Origin of the sequence: Vibrio kagoshimensis (assembly GCF_050337535.1) — a bacterium.
In the GTDB taxonomy this organism is placed as follows: Bacteria; Pseudomonadota; Gammaproteobacteria; order Enterobacterales; family Vibrionaceae; genus Vibrio; species Vibrio gallaecicus.
Genome location: NZ_JAKJSZ010000006.1, coordinates 257,179 through 274,653, shown reverse-complemented (window position 1 = coordinate 274,653; position 17,475 = coordinate 257,179). Strand labels below are relative to the sequence as shown.

Sequence of the window (17,475 nt, the reverse complement as noted above, 5' to 3'; positions counted from 1 at the left end):
AAAGATGAAGTGTAAAAATTTAAGTACACTTTATAAAAGTACGATTGACGCTCGTTGTGTAGCAAGTAAAACAGTTTCAGATTAAAATTGGAAGCCCGCACCGTATAAATTCCCACCTAGATGTTAATTTATATGTTTAAATGCCGACTTTTCGTACAAACCAATCGTTTTCGTCTTAGTTTAACTAAAACTTAACAACTTTCCTCTATTTACAGCCTTTACTCTAACTTGTAAACAGTTTGTTGCTTTTTATAAATTCGTTACAACTAAAATTCCAATAGCTTTAAAATACTATTACTATCTAAGTGTCTCTTTTTTCGAGTATTTGCATGTGGATAAGGTTTATCATTTTCTAACTATCGCTTCACTGGTGCTGTATTGGATTCTCGTTGCAGGTGTCACGCTTCGAGTTGTTCTTAAAAGACGAGCTGTCAGTGTGTCTCTCGCGTGGTTGATGGTCATTTACATCGTTCCAATCGTTGGCGTTGCCTGCTATTTTTTGTTCGGAGAGCTCAACTTAGGTAGAAAACGAGCAGAACGAGCAAAACAAATGTTTACCCCTTTTGGAGATTGGTTCAGACAACTGAATCACTGCCAAGCACATTTACCTGCTCAAGTCGGCTCACCTATCCATAAAATTGATGAGCTTTGCAATAATCGAATGGGTATTCCTGCTTTAAGTGGTAATACACTTTCCCTACAAGCATCCCCCGATGAAATACTCCGCTCCATAATCAAAGACATAGAAAGTGCACAAACCAGCATCAAAATGGTCTTTTATATCTGGCATCCTGGAGGTTTAGCTGACTCTGTCGCCTCTGCTTTAATCCAAGCATCCAAGCGAGGTGTGGAAGTTAAGGTGTTACTTGATTCCGCTGGAAGCCCTAGATTTTTTAGGAGTCACTGGAATTCAATGATGAAAGATGCCGGTATTCATGTAGTACAAGCATTAGAAGTAAGCCCTTGGCGTATCTTTTTGAGAAGGTTAGATCTTAGGCAGCACAGGAAGATCATTGTGATCGACGAATCCATTGCGTATACCGGTTCTATGAATATGGTAGACCCCGCTCATTTCAAACAATGTGCAGGCGTTGGGCAATGGGTAGACATAATGGTGCGAGTAACAGGACCAACGGTGAATGTACTATCAGCCATTCATGGCTGGGATTGGGAAGTAGAGACGGGTGACCGTATTCTTCCTCAACTTCCCGAATGCCAAATTGACGACTCAGAGGCTCAACACCCTGTTCAAGTTGTACCTTCCGGCCCCGGCATGCCTGAACATATGATATTGCAGGTATTGAGTATCGCGATCAATCAATCCAACAAATCGGTACGCATTACCACACCCTACTTTGTTCCTAGCGCAGACTTACTTGAAATCTTGAAGATGACAGCCCAGAGAGGAGTCAATGTTGAACTTATCATTCCTCATATTAATGACTCTATAATGGTTAAATGGGCATCCAAAGCTTTCTATACTGAATTATTAGAAGCTGGAGTGAAAATCTATGAATTTCATGGCGGGTTACTTCATACGAAATCGGTAGTCATTGATGAAGAGTTTTGTTTAGTGGGGACTGTCAATATTGATATGCGTAGCTTGTGGCTGAACTTTGAAGTAACGCTAGCAGTTGATGACGTGAAATTCACTACTGAACTGTCTCAACTTCAACAATCATATATAGATAATTCGTATTGCGTGGATTTGGAAAATTGGAATAAACGAGGTTTACCCGCACGATTTTTTGAAAGGCTATTCTACCTTTTTAACCCGCTACTCTAGCTATTTAACCCGCCACTCTAGCCAGTATCTAAGTTCTTATACTCGACTCTAAGAGCAAAAGAACTAACTACTGCTATTAGTCGATTGAAGGACGAAAGCTTCTAAACTTCCCTTCAATCGCCCAATTGTTTCTTATCTCTTATCTTCATTCATAATCACAACTTGCACTGCCTGCCACCTTTAAACCATCGTTTTTGGTGTGTTGGGCTGAAATTTTGTTCTAAATAGGAAAAAGTCATTATTAGCTATTGCATTCACGCCTCCCTACATGCTTTAAATAGACCATAACTGATTGATAAGGAATTCATAGCATGTCTGAAAGTAAGACAACCAAACTCATAACTGCTGGTCGCGATAAAAGATGGACAAATGGTGTGGTTAACCCACCGGTTCAACGTGCTTCAACAGTTGTGTTTAATACAGTCGAAGAAAAGCATAAAGCAACCGTCAACCGTGCTAACAAAACTCTTTTCTACGGTCGTCGTGGTACGAATACTCATTTTGCTTTCCAAGATGCAATGGTTGAAGTCGAAGGTGGTGCTGGCTGTGCACTTTACCCATGTGGTACCGCTGCCATCTCAAATGCTATTTTGTCTTTTGTGAAAACAGGTGATCACCTCTTGATGGTTGATACTTGCTATGAACCTACACGTGATTTCTGCGATACCATGCTGAAGAAAATGGGGGTCGAAACGACTTACTACGCCCCAACTATTGGAGAAGGTATTCGTGACCTTATTCAAGAAAACACCACGGTTTTATTCACGGAATCTCCTGGTTCTGTAACCATGGAAGTACAAGATATCCCTACTTTGTCACGCATTGCTCATGAAACTGATATTGTCGTTATGCTTGATAATACTTGGGCTGCTGGTGTGAATTTCTCTCCTTTTGAATTTGGCGTTGATATCTCTATTCAAGCTGCGACCAAATACATCGTCGGTCACTCTGATGTCATGCTAGGTACAGCCGTTGCTAATGAAAAATGTTGGGAACAGCTACGCGAGCAAAGTTACCTAATGGGACAATGTGTATCTCCTGATGATGCTTACCTTGGTTTAAGAGGCATTCGCACTCTTGATGTAAGATTACGTCAACATGCAGAAAGCAGCCTTAAAGTAGCAAAGTGGCTGCAAAGTAGACCTGAAGTCGACCATGTTCGTCACCCTGCTCTTGAAACTTGCCCTGGGCACCAGTTTTTTAATCGTGACTTTACTGGTGGTAACGGTCTGTTTTCTTTTGTACTAAAATCTTCTTACCCAAGAGCGACAACGGCACTACTAGATGGTATGAAACACTTCAGTATGGGTTATTCATGGGGAGGGTTTGAAAGCCTAATCCTAGCTAATGAACCAAAAAGCTTTGATAGCTTGAGAACCGTGGCACATCCACAATTTGAAGGCACTTTGATACGTGTTCATATTGGTCTAGAAGATGTTAATGACCTAATCGCTGATCTAGAACGCGGCTTAGAAAGACATAATGCGCTAGTACTGGAACGCGAATCAAATGCTAGCTAGTTTTTTGAAAGACTGAGCTCTAGCGAAATAAGTTTTTGAGATTGGATTATAAGAAAAGCCGCAGTTAACAAATCTGCGGCTTTCTTTATAGCTTTATAGCTTTATAGCTTTATAGCTTTATAGCTTAGCAAAGCACGGAATTTATCTTTTGGCGCAATTCACCATATGATCATTCACCATGCCCATTGCTTGCATGAATGCATAACATATGGTTTCTCCTACAAACTTGAAACCGCGCTTTTTCAGGAACTTACTCATTTGTTTTGACTCTTCGGTAGAAGTTGGAACATCACTCATATCTTCCCAGTGATTAACCATTTGCTTTCCGTCTACAAACTGCCACAAAGCATTGGATAACGAACCGAACTCTTTCTGTAGCTCAATAGCAGCACGAGCATTATTGTAAACTGATGCAATTTTCCCTTTATGCTTAACAACATCAAAGCTTTCGATAATACGCGGTACTTCCTCTTCATTTAAATCTGCTAACTTTAGTAAATCATAATTTTCAAATGCAGCTCTATAACCTTCGCGCTTTTTCAAAATAGTGATCCAACTAAGACCCGCTTGAGCACCTTCAAGGGTTATGAATTCAAATAGCACTTGATCATCATAAACAGGGATACCCCATTCTTTATCGTGGTATTCACGCTCTAATTCATGCTTCAAAGCCCAAGCACATGTTTGATGTCCACTTTCCTGTTCAGTGTTAAATTCTTCGTTTAATAAGCTCATACAATATCCATAAAAATGCCCCTAAGTCGGGGCATTCAGTTATCTATTTATGCAACTTTAATATTGTGGAATATTCGGTACAAAACCGGCACAACAATTAACGTTAACACTGTTGCAAAACCAAGACCGAACATGATGGTTACAGCCATAGGTTTAAAGAAAATATCAGGTAGTAGCGGGATCATACCTAAAATTGTTGTAATTGCTGCCATACAAACTGGGCGAACACGGCTCAGGGCTGCATCAACAACGGCAATATAAGGATCTTTACCAGATTTCATCTCAATTTCAATTTGATCCAGTAACACAATCCCGTTCTTGAGCAACATACCCGACAAACTTAGGAACCCAAGCAGTGCCATAAAGCCAAACGGTGTATCTAAGGCTAACAACCCTGTAGTTACCCCTATTACTGCTAATGGCACCGTTAGCCAGACAATCAAAGGCTCTTTGACGGAGTTAAATAGGAAGACTGTAATCAAGAACATGAATAAGTAGCCAAGTGGCATTGTCGTAAACAAAGAGGCTTGCGCGTCACGAGATGATTCATACTCCCCGCCCCACTCTAATGAGTAGCCAGAAGGCATTTCAATTGCTTCAATTTGCGGCTGTAAGCGTTTTTGAAGCGTTGATGCAGTTTCTTCTCCCAACAAATCAGGGTCTGCCATTACCGTCAGCATACGCTTTCTGTTCTTACGAACAATCAACGGGTCTTCCCAAATTAGTTCGTAGCCTAAAGTCACTTGCTGCAATGGAATGTATTCGCTTAATGCAGGGCTCCAAATTTTCATGCCTTCGATGTTACGAATATCAACTCGCTCATCTTCAGGTAGACGAGCCACAATTGGCATCAATGTTGTGCCATCACGGTATACACCGACAGATTTACCAGAGAATGACATCGCAAGAAACTCATCGACATCTGATTTACTGATACCATAGCGACGCGCTTGGCTTTCATTAAATTGAGGTTCCAAGACTTTGGTTCTTTCACGCCAGTCATGACGTACATTATATGCACCAGCATCGGCATACATAATATCCATAACTTGTGATGCTAGTGAACGTAATACAGTTGGATCAGAACCTACAATTCTTGCTTCAATTTTTGCACCACCACCTGGACCTAACTCTATCTTCTTAAGTTTGTAGTTAATTTCAGGGAACTGCGCATTAACGTGTTCACGAAAGCGAATCATTAACTGATCAAGAACTTCGTAATCTTTCACTCGAACCGTAATTTCACCATAACCAGCGTAACTTTTTTCAGGAGCGTAAGTAAGCATGAAACGCTGCAAACCTTTACCCGCAGTTGTAGTGATATGGTCTACTTCATCTTGTTCTGATAACCAACCTTCTAGAACTTTAAGCTTAGTATTAGTCGCTCGAATGTCTGTACCTTCAGGCATCCAAACATCAACTTGGAACATTGGAGTAGTAGAAGATGGGAAGAACGCTTGCTTAACAAACATAAAACCATACAAGCTCACAGCTAAGCCGACAATTAATACAATTACGGTTAACCAAGCTCGTTTCATACAAAATTCTAGGAAGTTTTTGTACACGACAAAAACCATTCCTTTGTAAGGATCATTGTCTTCACCGCCACCATCAATTTTTTGCCCCTTAAAGAACATATTGGCAAAGAATGGCGTGATTGAAATAGCTGTGAACCAGCTAAGCATCAACGAGATAAGCAATACCGTAAATAGTGTTCCACAATACTCACCGGTCGCATCTTGAGACAGACCAATTGGCGCAAAAGCCGTTACCGCAATAACAGTCGCACCTAGTAGTGGCCATTTAGTTTGCGTCACAATATCAGTCGCCGCTTGTAAACGTGTCCTGCCTTTTTGTGTTCCTATTAGTATCCCTTCGACCACCACTATGGCGTTATCCACCAGCATACCTAACGCAATAACTAGCGCCCCTAACGAGATTCGTTGAAGGTCGATTTTGAAGTATTGCATGAATATAAAGGTGCCAAATACGGTCAGTAGAAGTATCAACCCGATCAATAGACCAGAACGAAGCCCCATGAAGAACAATAGTACAATAATTACGATTGCAACCGCTTGACCAAGGCTGACCACAAAGCCACTTACAGATTTGTCTACTTCTTTCGGTTGATTATAAACTTCAGCAATATCGATACCAATTGGCTGTTGGAACTTAAGCTCTGCTAAGCGTCGGTCAAACATTTCACCAACCGCTACAACGTTAACACCTTGTGCAAAGGACACACCAAGGTTTAGAGCCAACTTTCCGTTATAGCCGATAATATTACTTGGTACTTCAACATAACCTCTCGTGACTTCAGCAACATCTTTTAGATAAATAAGACCTTGCGCGCCACCTTCCGTCAGGATCAAATCACCTAACTGTTCAACATTTTTAAACTCACCAGTAGGATGGATCCGAATAAACTCATCACCGATTCTCACCGCGCCAGCATCAGATACAACATTTTGAGTCGATAATAAATTGAATACTGTTGAGGGTGATAAGCCCAACGAACTGATGCGTTTCATCGATATTTCAATGAACACCTGCTCTTGCTGTTGACCAGAAACAGAAACTTTACTGACGCCATCAACTAATTCAAGTTCACGCCTTAGGTAGTCAATATAATCAAGTAACTCTTTATAGCTGTAACCTTCACCTGTAACCGCTAACAAAATCCCGTATACATCACCAAAGTCATCAATGACCTGAGGCGTATTTACCCCCGGAGGCAGTTGCCCATCCAAATCATTAACTTTACGACGCAGTTCATCCCAAATTTGGGGCAAATCATCAGGGCCATAGTTGTTTTTCATTGTCACCGTTATTTGGGACAAGCCACGGCTGGAAATAGAGTTCACTTCATCAACATACGTTAATTGCTGAATCGCTTTCTCTAATGGATAAGTCACCTCTTCTTCAACTTGCTGAGGCGTAGCACCAGGATAAGAAGTGACTACCATGGCATCTTTGATGGTAAAGGCCGGGTCTTCTAAACGTCCCAATCCGAAAAATGCTGAGACACCACCAATTAAAAAGATCAGTGCGAGCATCCAACTAATAACTTTGTTACGGATGAAATAGGCCGCAACACCAGTAATTTCATCGTCTGTTTGAGGCTTATTATTAATATCACTCATTACCCGTCTCCTGAGACAATACTTCCACTGTCATTCCGTCTCTTAACCTTGATAACCCAGCAGTTACGATGGTTTGTCCTAACTCTAATCCACTGATAACTTGCAGCGTCTTTTGATTCGCTTTCCCTATTTCAACTTGTTGCTTGGAAACGGTACTATCTTGATTAACAACCCATACATACGATTGCTTTCTATCTAATGTATCGCCATCTGCATTGAAAATAGCTTCAATTGGAATAAGAACACCAAGATTAAGTTTTAGCCCCATGTTGCGACCGCTCGAAGTCACTTCTACTGCCATACCATCAAGAATATATTCAGTTTCAGGCATTGGAAGTGACAAAGTAACGGTGAAAGTTCCTGTCGTTGGATCTGGCTCTGTAGTGAACTCTTTAATAGACGCTTTATATTCATTGCCACTTGGCACACGAACTAAAGCATCTACTTTTGCCGTGCTCGCTTGGCTAGGTTGGTTAACATAAATTTGATCAGGTAATTGGATGACGACTTCCACATCTTCTACGCTATGAATATTCACAATTTGCTGACCGACTTGTATATTTTCAAACTGATCAACACTGACACGAGAAATAATCCCGTCAACTGGAGCTCGAAGCTTAGTGAATGATAAACGCAGTTTTGCCAGTTCTAGCTCTGAAAAAGCAATTTGTCGCTGAGCCGCTATCTCATCAAATTGAGATTTAGCTAATAGGCCTTTTTTCACAAGTGGGCTTGAACGTTTATATTGGCTATCAATTACGGTAAATCTAGCGCGAGCGTTATCAACATCTAGCTTATAATCCGTAGGATCAAGCTCAGCAAGAATGTCACCTTGGTTGACTCTTGCCCCTTCTTTGATCGTAAGTTTGTTAATTTCACCAGACACACGGAAACTAAGGTGTGACTTTTCAGCCGCATTCGCCACCGCAGGGAAATACAATTTGTCATGCTTATCTGACTTTTGGATCTCTATTGCTTTCACTTTTGGTGTGGCAACCACTGATTCCGTTCTGCTATCACTACATGCACTCAAGAAAGCTAGGCTGGATAAACACGCTATCGTTTTAAAATGCTTCATACTATAGCCCCCTTTCCTTAACCCACTCGCGAACTTTAATACCCGCTTCTATACCATTAACACCAGAAGTGACGATTCTATCGCCATCATTCAAACCGGATAAAATATGGTGCTGTTCGTCTAAATTCACATTTGCTTTTTCAACAATACCTTCACTGTCTACTCGCCAAACGGACGTTTTTCCATTTTCATTAACAATTGCTGTTTTAGGGATACGAGTTGCCGACTGCTTCTCCGCAACGACAGTCACATTTCCAGACATACCCGGCAAAATCCCCACATCAGTTGGGCGTTCCATCACCATAGTAACTTTATAAGAGCCAGTTTTTGGATCCGCTTCGGTATCCACTTCTTGGAAAGTAAGTGGGTAACTGTTCTGTGGAAAAGCATCAAATACCATTGTTGCTGTTGTTTCAACACCTGTCGAAAAGCGATTTAAGAGTTGGTCAGGTAGAAGAAAAACTACTTTTAGGATCTGATTCGTTTGAATATTCATGACACCTTTCTTGGCGCTGATGTACTCGTGATTTTCGGCCGGAATTAAAGATACGGTGCCGTCATAAGGCGCGACAAGACGCGTATAACGCAAGTTAGCTTTAGCTTGTTCAAGAACAGCTCGCGCTGAGTTATGGTTCGCTTTAGCTTGGTCAAAATCTTGTTCTGAGACAACACGATCTTTACGGAGTTTTTTGGAACGCTGATATTGAACATCAGCCAATTTGAAATTTGCACGCGCTTGTTTTTCAAGCAGCTGATACTCATCAGGATTTAATGCAGCTAAAACATCGCCCTTCGATACAGCTTGACCCGCTGTTACGTCAATACTTTCTAGCAAACCAGGGACACGAAAAGCTAACACTGCTTTATCACCGGCTTCTGTTGTCGCGGGGAAGTCTCGTTCAAAATTGTTGTTACCAACGGAGACAGTGAATAATTTAGCGGGGCGAGATTCAGGTTCGGGAACCGGGGGAAGCTCCTTACCACACCCAGACAACCCTGTTATGGTCATCAAAAGGACTAGGGAGGCTTTATACATTGGCGATCATCCATATCTAGAAATATTCTATAACATAGATTAATCATTTGAAACTTACCAGTTGATAGGATGATTTAACGCTGAAAATTGTCAAAAAAAATAACGGCTTGGATAATATTCACCCAAACCGTTACTTTGATATCAACCAGTAAACCAGTTACATGTTTTTAAATTCTCGATTCACCTTAAATGCATCAGAAGTAACATAGGCTTCCATGTTTCTTACTGTCTGCTCAAGATGTTCAAAGTCACCTTCTAAAGTCGTGAGTAACGACTCAGCAGACTGACCTTGTTCCCATGGCTTATTTTTCAGTTTGTGTTCTTGTTTCGCCTTGAGTTCATTCACATATTGAGTAGGCTGCTTCTCTAGCATAAACGTCATAGCTACATACGCTAGGATAACTAAAAAGCTCCCACCTAATAAAGCCGCTGATATCACTAAAATCCTAACTAACCACACTTCGAGACCAAAGAAATTAGCCATGCCAGCACAAACACCTGACAGCTTCCCATTAATCGGATCTCGATATAAGTCTCTACTCATAATTTCGTCTCCAGCTTGGGGACTCCGCATCTAGAATTTTTTCAAGCGTTTTTACCCTGTCTTGCATCGCTTCTGCGCGCTCAGACAATACATTTAGACGCTCTAGATCCTCAGTTGATAGACCATCTCCAGATTTGCGCTTACTGCGATAGTGTAAAAAGAGCCACAGCGGAGCAACAAATATCAAAAATACGGTCAGCGGTCCGGCAATCAGAAATGTTGACATATAAAGCTCCTCAGTTATTTATCGCGGTTTTCAACTTGCTGCTTTAGTTTTTCTAGCTCTTGCTCAATGGCATCTTGTGCTTGTAGTTCTGCAAATTCTTGATCAAGTGATTTTGCATTGCCTGTTTTAGCATACACGTCAGCTTCTGCTTCAAGTTCATCAACTTTACGAGAGTATTGTTCAAACTTAGCCATTGCTTCATGTGAACGACTTGAGTGTAGGTGCTTCTGTACATCTCGTCGGTTAGTTGCCGCTTGATTACGAATTGCTAACGCTTGTTGTTTGGCGCGTGTTTCTGCAATTTTTGTTTCCAACTTACCGATTTCACCAGTTAATTTTTCGATGGTTTCTTCAACTAACGTTTGCTCTGTGTGTAGACCTTTAATTAAGTCTTCTAACTTTTTCTTTTCAATCAGTGCTGCTCTTGCAAGATCTTCACGATTTCTGGTCAAGGCTAGCGTCGCTTTATTCGCCCATTCAGCAATTTGAGAATCCATACCTTCCACTCTTCGAGCCAATTCTTTTTTGTCGGCAATGGCTTTTGCTGAGTTAGTGCGAACTTCCACTAAGGTATCTTCCATTTCCTGAATAATAAGACGAATCATCTTTTCAGGGTCTTCGGCTTTATCAAGTAAAGCACTAATGTTTGAGTTAACAATGTCTGCGAAACGAGAAAAAATACCCATGGGGTTCTCCTTAAAATAATTGACCGCTGGTTAAAACACTTCAGCTATTGTTAAGCCTAAATCAGTGTTTCATAAACTTGTTTAGCTACTATCTAGTATCAATTCGCGTGCCAAGTTTAAATTTGTTATTTTTCAATAAGATAAACTTACCAACTCTTTTCACACAATCATGATATGATGAAATAAACCATTTTTTGGTTATTTTAACCAAGCGAATTAATGAAAACTACCTTAGTCACTATTAACACTACCAAGGTTTTAATCCAACTTATTTCCAATTGAAAGGCCACAGTATGCAGCAGAACCTTATTGGTGAGTCACCCACTTTTCTTTCTGTACTCGATAAAGTTTCTCAGCTTGCCCCTATTGAAAGACCAGTACTCATAATAGGTGAAAGAGGAACAGGTAAAGAGTTAATTGCTCAACGTCTACACTACCTTTCAAAACGTTGGGATCAACCTTTAGTCACTTTAAACTGCTCAACTTTAAGTGAGGGATTGATTGACTCGGAACTATTTGGACATGAATCAGGCTCATTCACAGGGTCTAAAGGTCGCCACCAAGGACGTTTTGAAAGAGCAGAAGGCGGCACATTATTTTTAGATGAACTCGCAACCGCACCGCTATCAGTACAAGAGAAGCTACTTAGAGTCATAGAGTATGGTCAATATGAACGCGTTGGCGGACAAAAAATATTGAATGCGAATGTTCGTCTAGTATGTGCAACCAACGCTGACTTACCTCAACTTGCGCAGATAGGTGAATTTCGAGCAGATTTACTCGATAGGCTTGCCTTTGATGTCATTTCCATTCCACCACTTAGAGAACGAAAAGAAGACATACTCTTACTTGCGGAGCATTACGCAATTAGGATGTGCCGCGAACTTCAACTGGATTTATTCATTGGTTTTTCAGATGCCGCTCTACAATCATTGCTTGATTACCACTGGCCAGGGAATGTTCGAGAGTTAAAAAATGTAGTTGAGCGAGCAATATATCAAAATGGAAAGTCCGATTACCCTATCGACTCATTAGTTTTCGACCCGTTTAAGCAAACTTGGGGACAAAAAGATGAAGGTTCAGAACATACGGACAGCCTTTCACAAAACCCTGACAATAATGCCACCAACAGCCATACTTCATTAGGTAATAGCTTTTCATTTCCATTAAATTATAAAGCGTGGCAAGAACAGCAAGATGTTCATCTGCTCACACAAGCATTAGAACAAAGTAAATATAATCAGAAGGATGCTGCCGAATTATTAGGTCTCAGCTACCACCAACTTAGAGGCATGGTAAGAAAATATGCGATTGTTGGGCAAACTGGCGACAAATCGTAGGTATAAATAGATAATCATTTGGAGCGAAATAAATAAAATGATAAATTGTCCGGCTCTTGAGGCATCTTATAAGCTTCGTTTCAAAAAGTATTTCTTTCTATGAAAGTATTATCCAGATTAGTGTTCGGTCTTTGTACGGTTGGTCTTTTAGCTGGCTGCGGAAAAGAGGTGGACCATGAGAAGATCCGCGAAAAAGGTTTTGTCTATTGTGGGCAAGGTAACCCAAATACCTTTAATCCGCAGTTAGTGGATAGCGGCATAACTTCTGAGTCACTCAGCCCTCAAATATTCGACACGCTTTTGCAGTTAGACTCTGGTACATACAGACCTACCGCAAACTTAGCGACTCACTGGAAAGTGGATAAGTCGGGTACGGAATATACCTTTCATTTAAGACCAAATGTCGAGTTTCAAACAACTGAATGGTTCACACCAACAAGATCTTTGAACGCTCAAGATGTAGTGTTTAGCTTCCAGAGAATTTTCGACACTTCTCACCCATATCATTATGTCGGTGGTGGTCTGTATCCTTGGTTTGCAGGCATTGATTTCCAAAATTCTTTGGTCGATGTAGTTGCCCTTGATGATTTAACGGTCAAGTTCACCCTTAGCCACCCAAATAACTCATTTTTGAATAATATCGCGACAAGTTACGCCGTCATTCATTCTAAGGAATATGCTAATCAGCTTGAGCTTGAAGACGAAAAAGGTCAACTAGATGCTTTCCCAGTAGGAACTGGACCATTTTATTTAAGTGAATATCAAATTAATGACCTTGTCAGGCTTAAAAAGCACGATAAGTATTGGAAAAATGAGGTCAAGATGGACCAAGTTGTCTTTGATACCTCACAGCGCGGGACTGGCACATTAGCAAAATTACTGCGTAATGAATGTGACGTACTCAACTCGCCAATTTCGAGTCAGATTCCCATTATTCAAGCGAGAGAAGAACTTAAAATAAGCGCGACGCCTGCGGTTAATGTCTCTTTCATTGCCTTAAATACAGTGCACCCAGCACTGAATGATTCTCGAGTGCGAAAGGCCCTGAATCTTGCAATCAATCGCCAAAACATCCTGGACTCTGTCTACTACGGCACAGGAACTAAAGCTTATACCTTACTTCCCCCAACCTCTTGGGCTTACCCTAAAGACAGCGTACATGTTCGTTACGATCGCAACTATGCCATTGCTTTACTGAGGGAAGCAGGAGTAGAGCAAGGTCTCAAGCTCACTATGTGGGTTCCTTTGGAACCTAGAGCTTATAACCCAAGTCCGCGTAAAACGGCAGAGTTAATTCAGGCAAATTTAGCCGACATTGGAGTTGAATTGAAACTGTTCACTGATGACCGTTTTGACCGTACTCAATTGTCTTCCATATCCTCAACAGATCTACTGTTAACGGGTTGGATTGGAAATACTGGTGATCCTGACAACTTCTTACGACCGTTGCTTTCATGCAGTTCAGACAGAGCAGGTCTAAATGTTGCAATGTGGTGTAACTCAGATTTTGATTTTCTACTCGACCTCGCATTGGAGATCAATCAACAAAGGCATCGCGTGAATTTGTATCACCAAGCTCAAAACATACTAAATGAAGAGTTTCCTGTAATTCCATTAGCGCATGGCGTTCAATTCCGAGTTCACGACACTTCGCTAAGTGGTTTTAAACAGAGCCCATTTAATTCGCAGCCTTTTGATCAAGTTGTTCGGGAGCCTAAATAATGTTTTGGTATACATTAAGACGAATCAACCTCTTCGTTATTACACTCGCTATTCTGACTTTGGTTGGCTTCTCTTTACTGCGTTTAGACCAGACTTCCCCATGGGCAATTCAAGACTTTTGGCCCGGTTGGGTTAACTACATCGGTGAGCTATCGACACTAAACTTTGGTATCAGTAAGCATGGTGTACCTATTATTGATGAGCTCGCCATTGTCTTTCCAGCCACATTAGAACTGTGTTTTTTTGCATTTGTCCTCGCCCTATCATTAGGCATCCCTTTCGGGACAATTGCTGGAATGAGGCAAGGAAAATTCATTGATACGGTAATCTCATTCACCTCAATGTCAGGCTACTCCGCTCCTATTTTTTGGGTCGCTTTATTGATGATCATGATATTTTCCCTAAACTTTGAAGTCTTTCCTGTTGGAGGGCGCTATGACCTTCTTTATGAAATTCAGCACGTTACAGGTTTTGCTATTATTGATGCTTTCTTTTCTGAAGGTAAGTATCGAGCGCATGCGTTAGAAAGTGTTATCCAGCATATGGTGTTACCTTGTTTAGTTCTTGCACTAGCTCCTACTACTCAAGTTATCCGGTTAATGAGAAGTTCCGTTGCAGAAGTCATGACGGAAAACTACATTCGAGCGGCTCGAATTAAGGGTTTATCAACGCGAGAAATTGTTACTCAGCACGTATTAAGAAATGCTATCCCACCTATTATCCCAAAGGTTGGGGTACAGCTTTCCAGTATGCTCACTTTAGCAATAATCACTGAATCGATTTTTAACTGGCCAGGTATCGGCAGATGGTTGCTGGATGCTTTATCCAATCAAGACTATGTCTCAATTCAAGCTGGAGTTATGGTCGTGGCGACCCTTGTACTCACTGCTAACATTTTATCTGATTTGCTGGGTGCGGCGATAAACCCTCTGGTAAGGAAGGAATGGTATGCTAACAAATAATGTTTACCAAGAAGAACAAATACCAACCCAATATGAACGGTTTTGGCGCAGCTTTCGTGGTAATAACCTCGCGATGTTTGGACTATGGTGTTTAGCCTTTATCGTAATTATTACAGTCACCTCCCCTTGGCTTGCTCCTCATGATGCACAAGATCAGACAGGTCATCTACTGATCCCGCCATCTTGGGACCCAGCTGGCACTGTTGAGTATTTTTTAGGAACCGACGATCTTGGGCGAGATATTTTATCCCGTTTAATTATTGGTTCTCAGCTGACTTTTGGTGCCGCCGTCATCATAACGACTATTGCGGCTGTCGTTGGGTGTTTAATTGGCGTGCTCGCAGGTATGACTCGTGGGCTACTTTCAAGCACCCTTAATCACCTTCTTGATACTGTAATGTCCATTCCATCTCTCCTCCTAGCAATTATTTTCGTTGCTTTTCTGGGGTTTGGGGAATTCAATATTTTACTCGCGATTTGTTTGGCTTTAATACCAAGGTTTATTCGCTCTGTTTATATTGCGGTTCATACTGAAGTAGAGAAAGATTATATCCTTGCTTCAAGGTTGGACGGGGCAAACGACTTCTACCTACTTTGGAATTCCATCTTACCTAATATACTTACAGTAGTTGCTTTGGAAGTGACATTGGCACTCTCAGTTGCGATTTTGGATATCACTGCTTTGGGCTTTTTAGGTCTAGGTGCACAAGCTCCGAGTACTGAATGGGGTTCTATTCTTGGAGACTCTGTAGAATTGATTTACTTAGCACCTTGGACCGTTACTTTACCCGGACTCGCCATCATGTTTACAGTAATTGTTATCAACTTAGTTGGTGAAGGCGTGCGCCAAGCCCTCAATGCGGGAATCGAATAATGCCATTACTGGATATCCGACACCTAACGATTGAAATTGAAACCCCTCAAGGGTTAGTCAAAGCGGTTGACCGCATGAGTATCACTCTCAATGAAGGTGAGATCAGGGGACTAGTAGGTGAGTCTGGATCAGGAAAAAGTTTAGTTGCTAAAGCGATTGTGGGCGTTTGCAAAGAAAACTGGAAGGTAACGGCTGATAGAATGCGCCTCGGCAGCATAGATTTATTGCAGCTTACTCCGAAAGAAAGACGCCGTGTTATTGCTAGTGATATTGCCATGATTTTCCAAGAGCCATCAACTTGCCTTGACCCATCAGAAAAAGTGGGGCGTCAGCTTATCGAAGCCATCCCATCACGATCTTTTGATGGTAAATGGTGGGAACGTTTTAAATGGCGTAAAAAGCAAGCGATAGGTTTACTGCATAAAGTGGGTATAAAAGATCACTCTCGCCTGATGGATAGCTATTCTTATGAACTTACAGATGGAGAGTGCCAAAAAGTAATGATTGCGATGGCTATTGCCGCTAAACCAAAAATACTCATTGCTGACGAACCAACGAATGACTTAGACCCTATTACACAGTCACAAATATTGCGCCTTTTGAGTCGCATGAACCAAGTAAACAACACTACCATTGTGTTGATTGGACATGATTTAACAACCATCACTCAGTGGGCAAACCGAATTACAGTAATGTACTGTGGTCAATCTGTTGAGTCTGCAGATACTGCAAAGATTCTCTCAGTCCCGAAACACCCTTATACGGTTGCTTTACTAAAAGCGATGCCTGATTTCAGTGATTGGATTCCTCATAAAGAAAAACTCCAATCTTTACCTGGCTCTATTCCCCCACTACAGCATTTACCTATAGGGTGTAGGCTTGGTCCTCGCTGCCCATATGCTCAAAGGCAATGTGTAGAAATACCTTATACAAAACGAGTCAAAAATCATAAGTTTAGCTGCCACTTCCCTTTAAATATGGAGAAGAAAAAGAAATCATGAGTGCACTATTAGAAGTCAACGGATTAGCAAAAGACTTTACAACACGCTCTGGTCTTTTCCGCAAAAAGATCCACCATGCTGTAAAACCAGTAAGTTTTACTTTAGAGGCAGGACAGACTATCGGGTTTATTGGGCAAAATGGATCGGGGAAATCTACTTTAGCACGCATGCTTTCTGGGATGGTGGAACCAACTTCCGGTGAAATAAGAGTCAATGGTGAGAAATTAGAACACAAAGATTACTCTACTCGCTGTAAATTAATTCGAATGATCTTCCAAGATCCCAATACGTCTTTAAACCCAAGAATTCAGATTGGTCGAATACTTGAAGGTCCATTAAAACGAAACACCAACATGACACCTGAAGCTCGCATGAGGCGCGTAAAAGACACACTTCTGCGAGTTGGTCTGCTTCCTGAACATGCGTATTTTTACCCTCAGATGCTTGCGACAGGTCAAAAGCAAAGGGTCTGTCTTGCTAGAGCTTTAATCTTGCAGCCGTCTATCATCGTCGCGGATGAAGCTCTTAACGGGCTTGATATGGCGATGCGTTCTCAAATCATCAACCTCTTTCTTGAGCTTCAAGAAGAGATGGGAGTGTCATTTGTTTACGTTTCTCAACATATTGGCGTAGTAAAACACATCACAGATAAGATCATGGTCATGCATGAAGGGAATGTTGTAGAGTCCGGCAATACACAGCAAGTACTCACTGAACCGTCTCATCAAATTACACAGAGATTAGTAGAAAGCCATTTCTTCAAAGCTCCGAGTCATTTGTCCAAGTGTAAATAGAACAAATAAAAACAATAGATAGTAGTTT

The 17,475-nt window shown here is 41.3% G+C and carries 15 protein-coding genes; 8 read left to right on the top strand and 7 right to left on the bottom strand.

Annotation, left to right across the window (positions count from 1 at the left end):
• Positions 1 to 331 precede the first annotated feature (331 nt).
• Both cls and L4C37_RS07490 read left to right on the top strand, forming a co-directional pair.
• A complete protein-coding gene (cls, locus tag L4C37_RS07495; RefSeq protein ID WP_137373021.1) occupies positions 332 to 1,786 on the top strand; it encodes a cardiolipin synthase in 1,455 nt (484 codons plus the stop codon).
• A 311-nt stretch (positions 1,787 to 2,097) separates the two neighbouring features.
• A complete protein-coding gene (locus tag L4C37_RS07490; RefSeq protein WP_273295958.1) occupies positions 2,098 to 3,306 on the top strand; it encodes a cystathionine beta-lyase in 1,209 nt (402 codons plus the stop codon).
• 141 nt (positions 3,307 to 3,447) lie between these two features.
• Here the strand turns inward: L4C37_RS07490 and L4C37_RS07485 are convergent, their stop codons facing one another.
• From L4C37_RS07485 to pspA, 7 genes are all read right to left on the bottom strand, one after another.
• On the bottom strand, positions 3,448 to 4,041 hold the full coding sequence (locus tag L4C37_RS07485; protein ID WP_429768258.1) for a DNA-3-methyladenine glycosylase I: 594 nt from the start codon (positions 4,039 to 4,041) through the stop codon (positions 3,448 to 3,450).
• 47 nt (positions 4,042 to 4,088) lie between these two features.
• Positions 4,089 to 7,184 carry an efflux RND transporter permease subunit gene (locus L4C37_RS07480; protein ID WP_429768257.1) on the bottom strand — a complete coding sequence of 1,032 codons (3,096 nt, stop codon included), beginning with the start codon at positions 7,182 to 7,184 and terminating at the stop codon, positions 4,089 to 4,091.
• Positions 7,177 to 8,262 (bottom strand): efflux RND transporter periplasmic adaptor subunit, encoded by a 1,086-nt coding sequence (locus tag L4C37_RS07475; protein WP_137373017.1) that lies wholly within the window; start codon positions 8,260 to 8,262, stop codon positions 7,177 to 7,179. The genes L4C37_RS07480 and L4C37_RS07475 overlap by 8 nt, the downstream gene beginning before the upstream one ends.
• Before the next feature lies 1 nt (position 8,263).
• Entirely contained in the window at positions 8,264 to 9,298 is a 1,035-nt protein-coding gene (locus tag L4C37_RS07470; protein ID WP_273294614.1) for an efflux RND transporter periplasmic adaptor subunit, read from the bottom strand.
• A gap of 157 nt (positions 9,299 to 9,455) precedes the next feature.
• The gene (pspC, locus tag L4C37_RS07465; RefSeq protein ID WP_429768256.1) at positions 9,456 to 9,842 is read right to left on the bottom strand and encodes an envelope stress response membrane protein PspC; all 387 of its coding nucleotides are present in this window, start codon (positions 9,840 to 9,842) and stop codon (positions 9,456 to 9,458) included.
• The gene (pspB, locus tag L4C37_RS07460; protein ID WP_137373014.1) at positions 9,835 to 10,068 is read right to left on the bottom strand and encodes an envelope stress response membrane protein PspB; all 234 of its coding nucleotides are present in this window, start codon (positions 10,066 to 10,068) and stop codon (positions 9,835 to 9,837) included. The genes pspC and pspB overlap by 8 nt, the downstream gene beginning before the upstream one ends.
• A 14-nt stretch (positions 10,069 to 10,082) precedes the next feature.
• Entirely contained in the window at positions 10,083 to 10,754 is a 672-nt protein-coding gene (gene pspA / locus L4C37_RS07455; protein ID WP_137373013.1) for a phage shock protein PspA, read from the bottom strand.
• Positions 10,755 to 11,047: 293 nt separating this feature from the next.
• Here pspA and pspF point away from each other — a divergent pair, with 293 nt between their 5' ends.
• From pspF to L4C37_RS07425, 6 genes are all read left to right on the top strand, one after another.
• Positions 11,048 to 12,094 carry a phage shock protein operon transcriptional activator gene (gene pspF, locus L4C37_RS07450; RefSeq protein ID WP_137373012.1) on the top strand — a complete coding sequence of 349 codons (1,047 nt, stop codon included), beginning with the start codon at positions 11,048 to 11,050 and terminating at the stop codon, positions 12,092 to 12,094.
• Positions 12,095 to 12,193: 99 nt separating this feature from the next.
• A complete protein-coding gene (gene sapA, locus L4C37_RS07445; RefSeq protein WP_273294620.1) occupies positions 12,194 to 13,816 on the top strand; it encodes an ABC transporter substrate-binding protein SapA in 1,623 nt (540 codons plus the stop codon).
• Entirely contained in the window at positions 13,816 to 14,778 is a 963-nt protein-coding gene (locus tag L4C37_RS07440; RefSeq protein WP_137373010.1) for an ABC transporter permease, read from the top strand. Before sapA ends, L4C37_RS07440 begins: the two co-directional genes overlap by 1 nt.
• Positions 14,765 to 15,652, top strand: coding sequence for a putrescine export ABC transporter permease SapC (gene sapC / locus L4C37_RS07435; RefSeq protein ID WP_137373009.1), 888 nt, complete (start codon positions 14,765 to 14,767; stop codon positions 15,650 to 15,652). The genes L4C37_RS07440 and sapC overlap by 14 nt, the downstream gene beginning before the upstream one ends.
• Entirely contained in the window at positions 15,652 to 16,653 is a 1,002-nt protein-coding gene (locus tag L4C37_RS07430) for a peptide ABC transporter ATP-binding protein (protein WP_429768255.1), read from the top strand. The genes sapC and L4C37_RS07430 overlap by 1 nt, the downstream gene beginning before the upstream one ends.
• Positions 16,650 to 17,447 carry a peptide ABC transporter ATP-binding protein gene (locus tag L4C37_RS07425; RefSeq protein WP_137373007.1) on the top strand — a complete coding sequence of 266 codons (798 nt, stop codon included), beginning with the start codon at positions 16,650 to 16,652 and terminating at the stop codon, positions 17,445 to 17,447. Before L4C37_RS07430 ends, L4C37_RS07425 begins: the two co-directional genes overlap by 4 nt.
• The last annotated feature ends 28 nt before the right edge of the window (positions 17,448 to 17,475 follow it).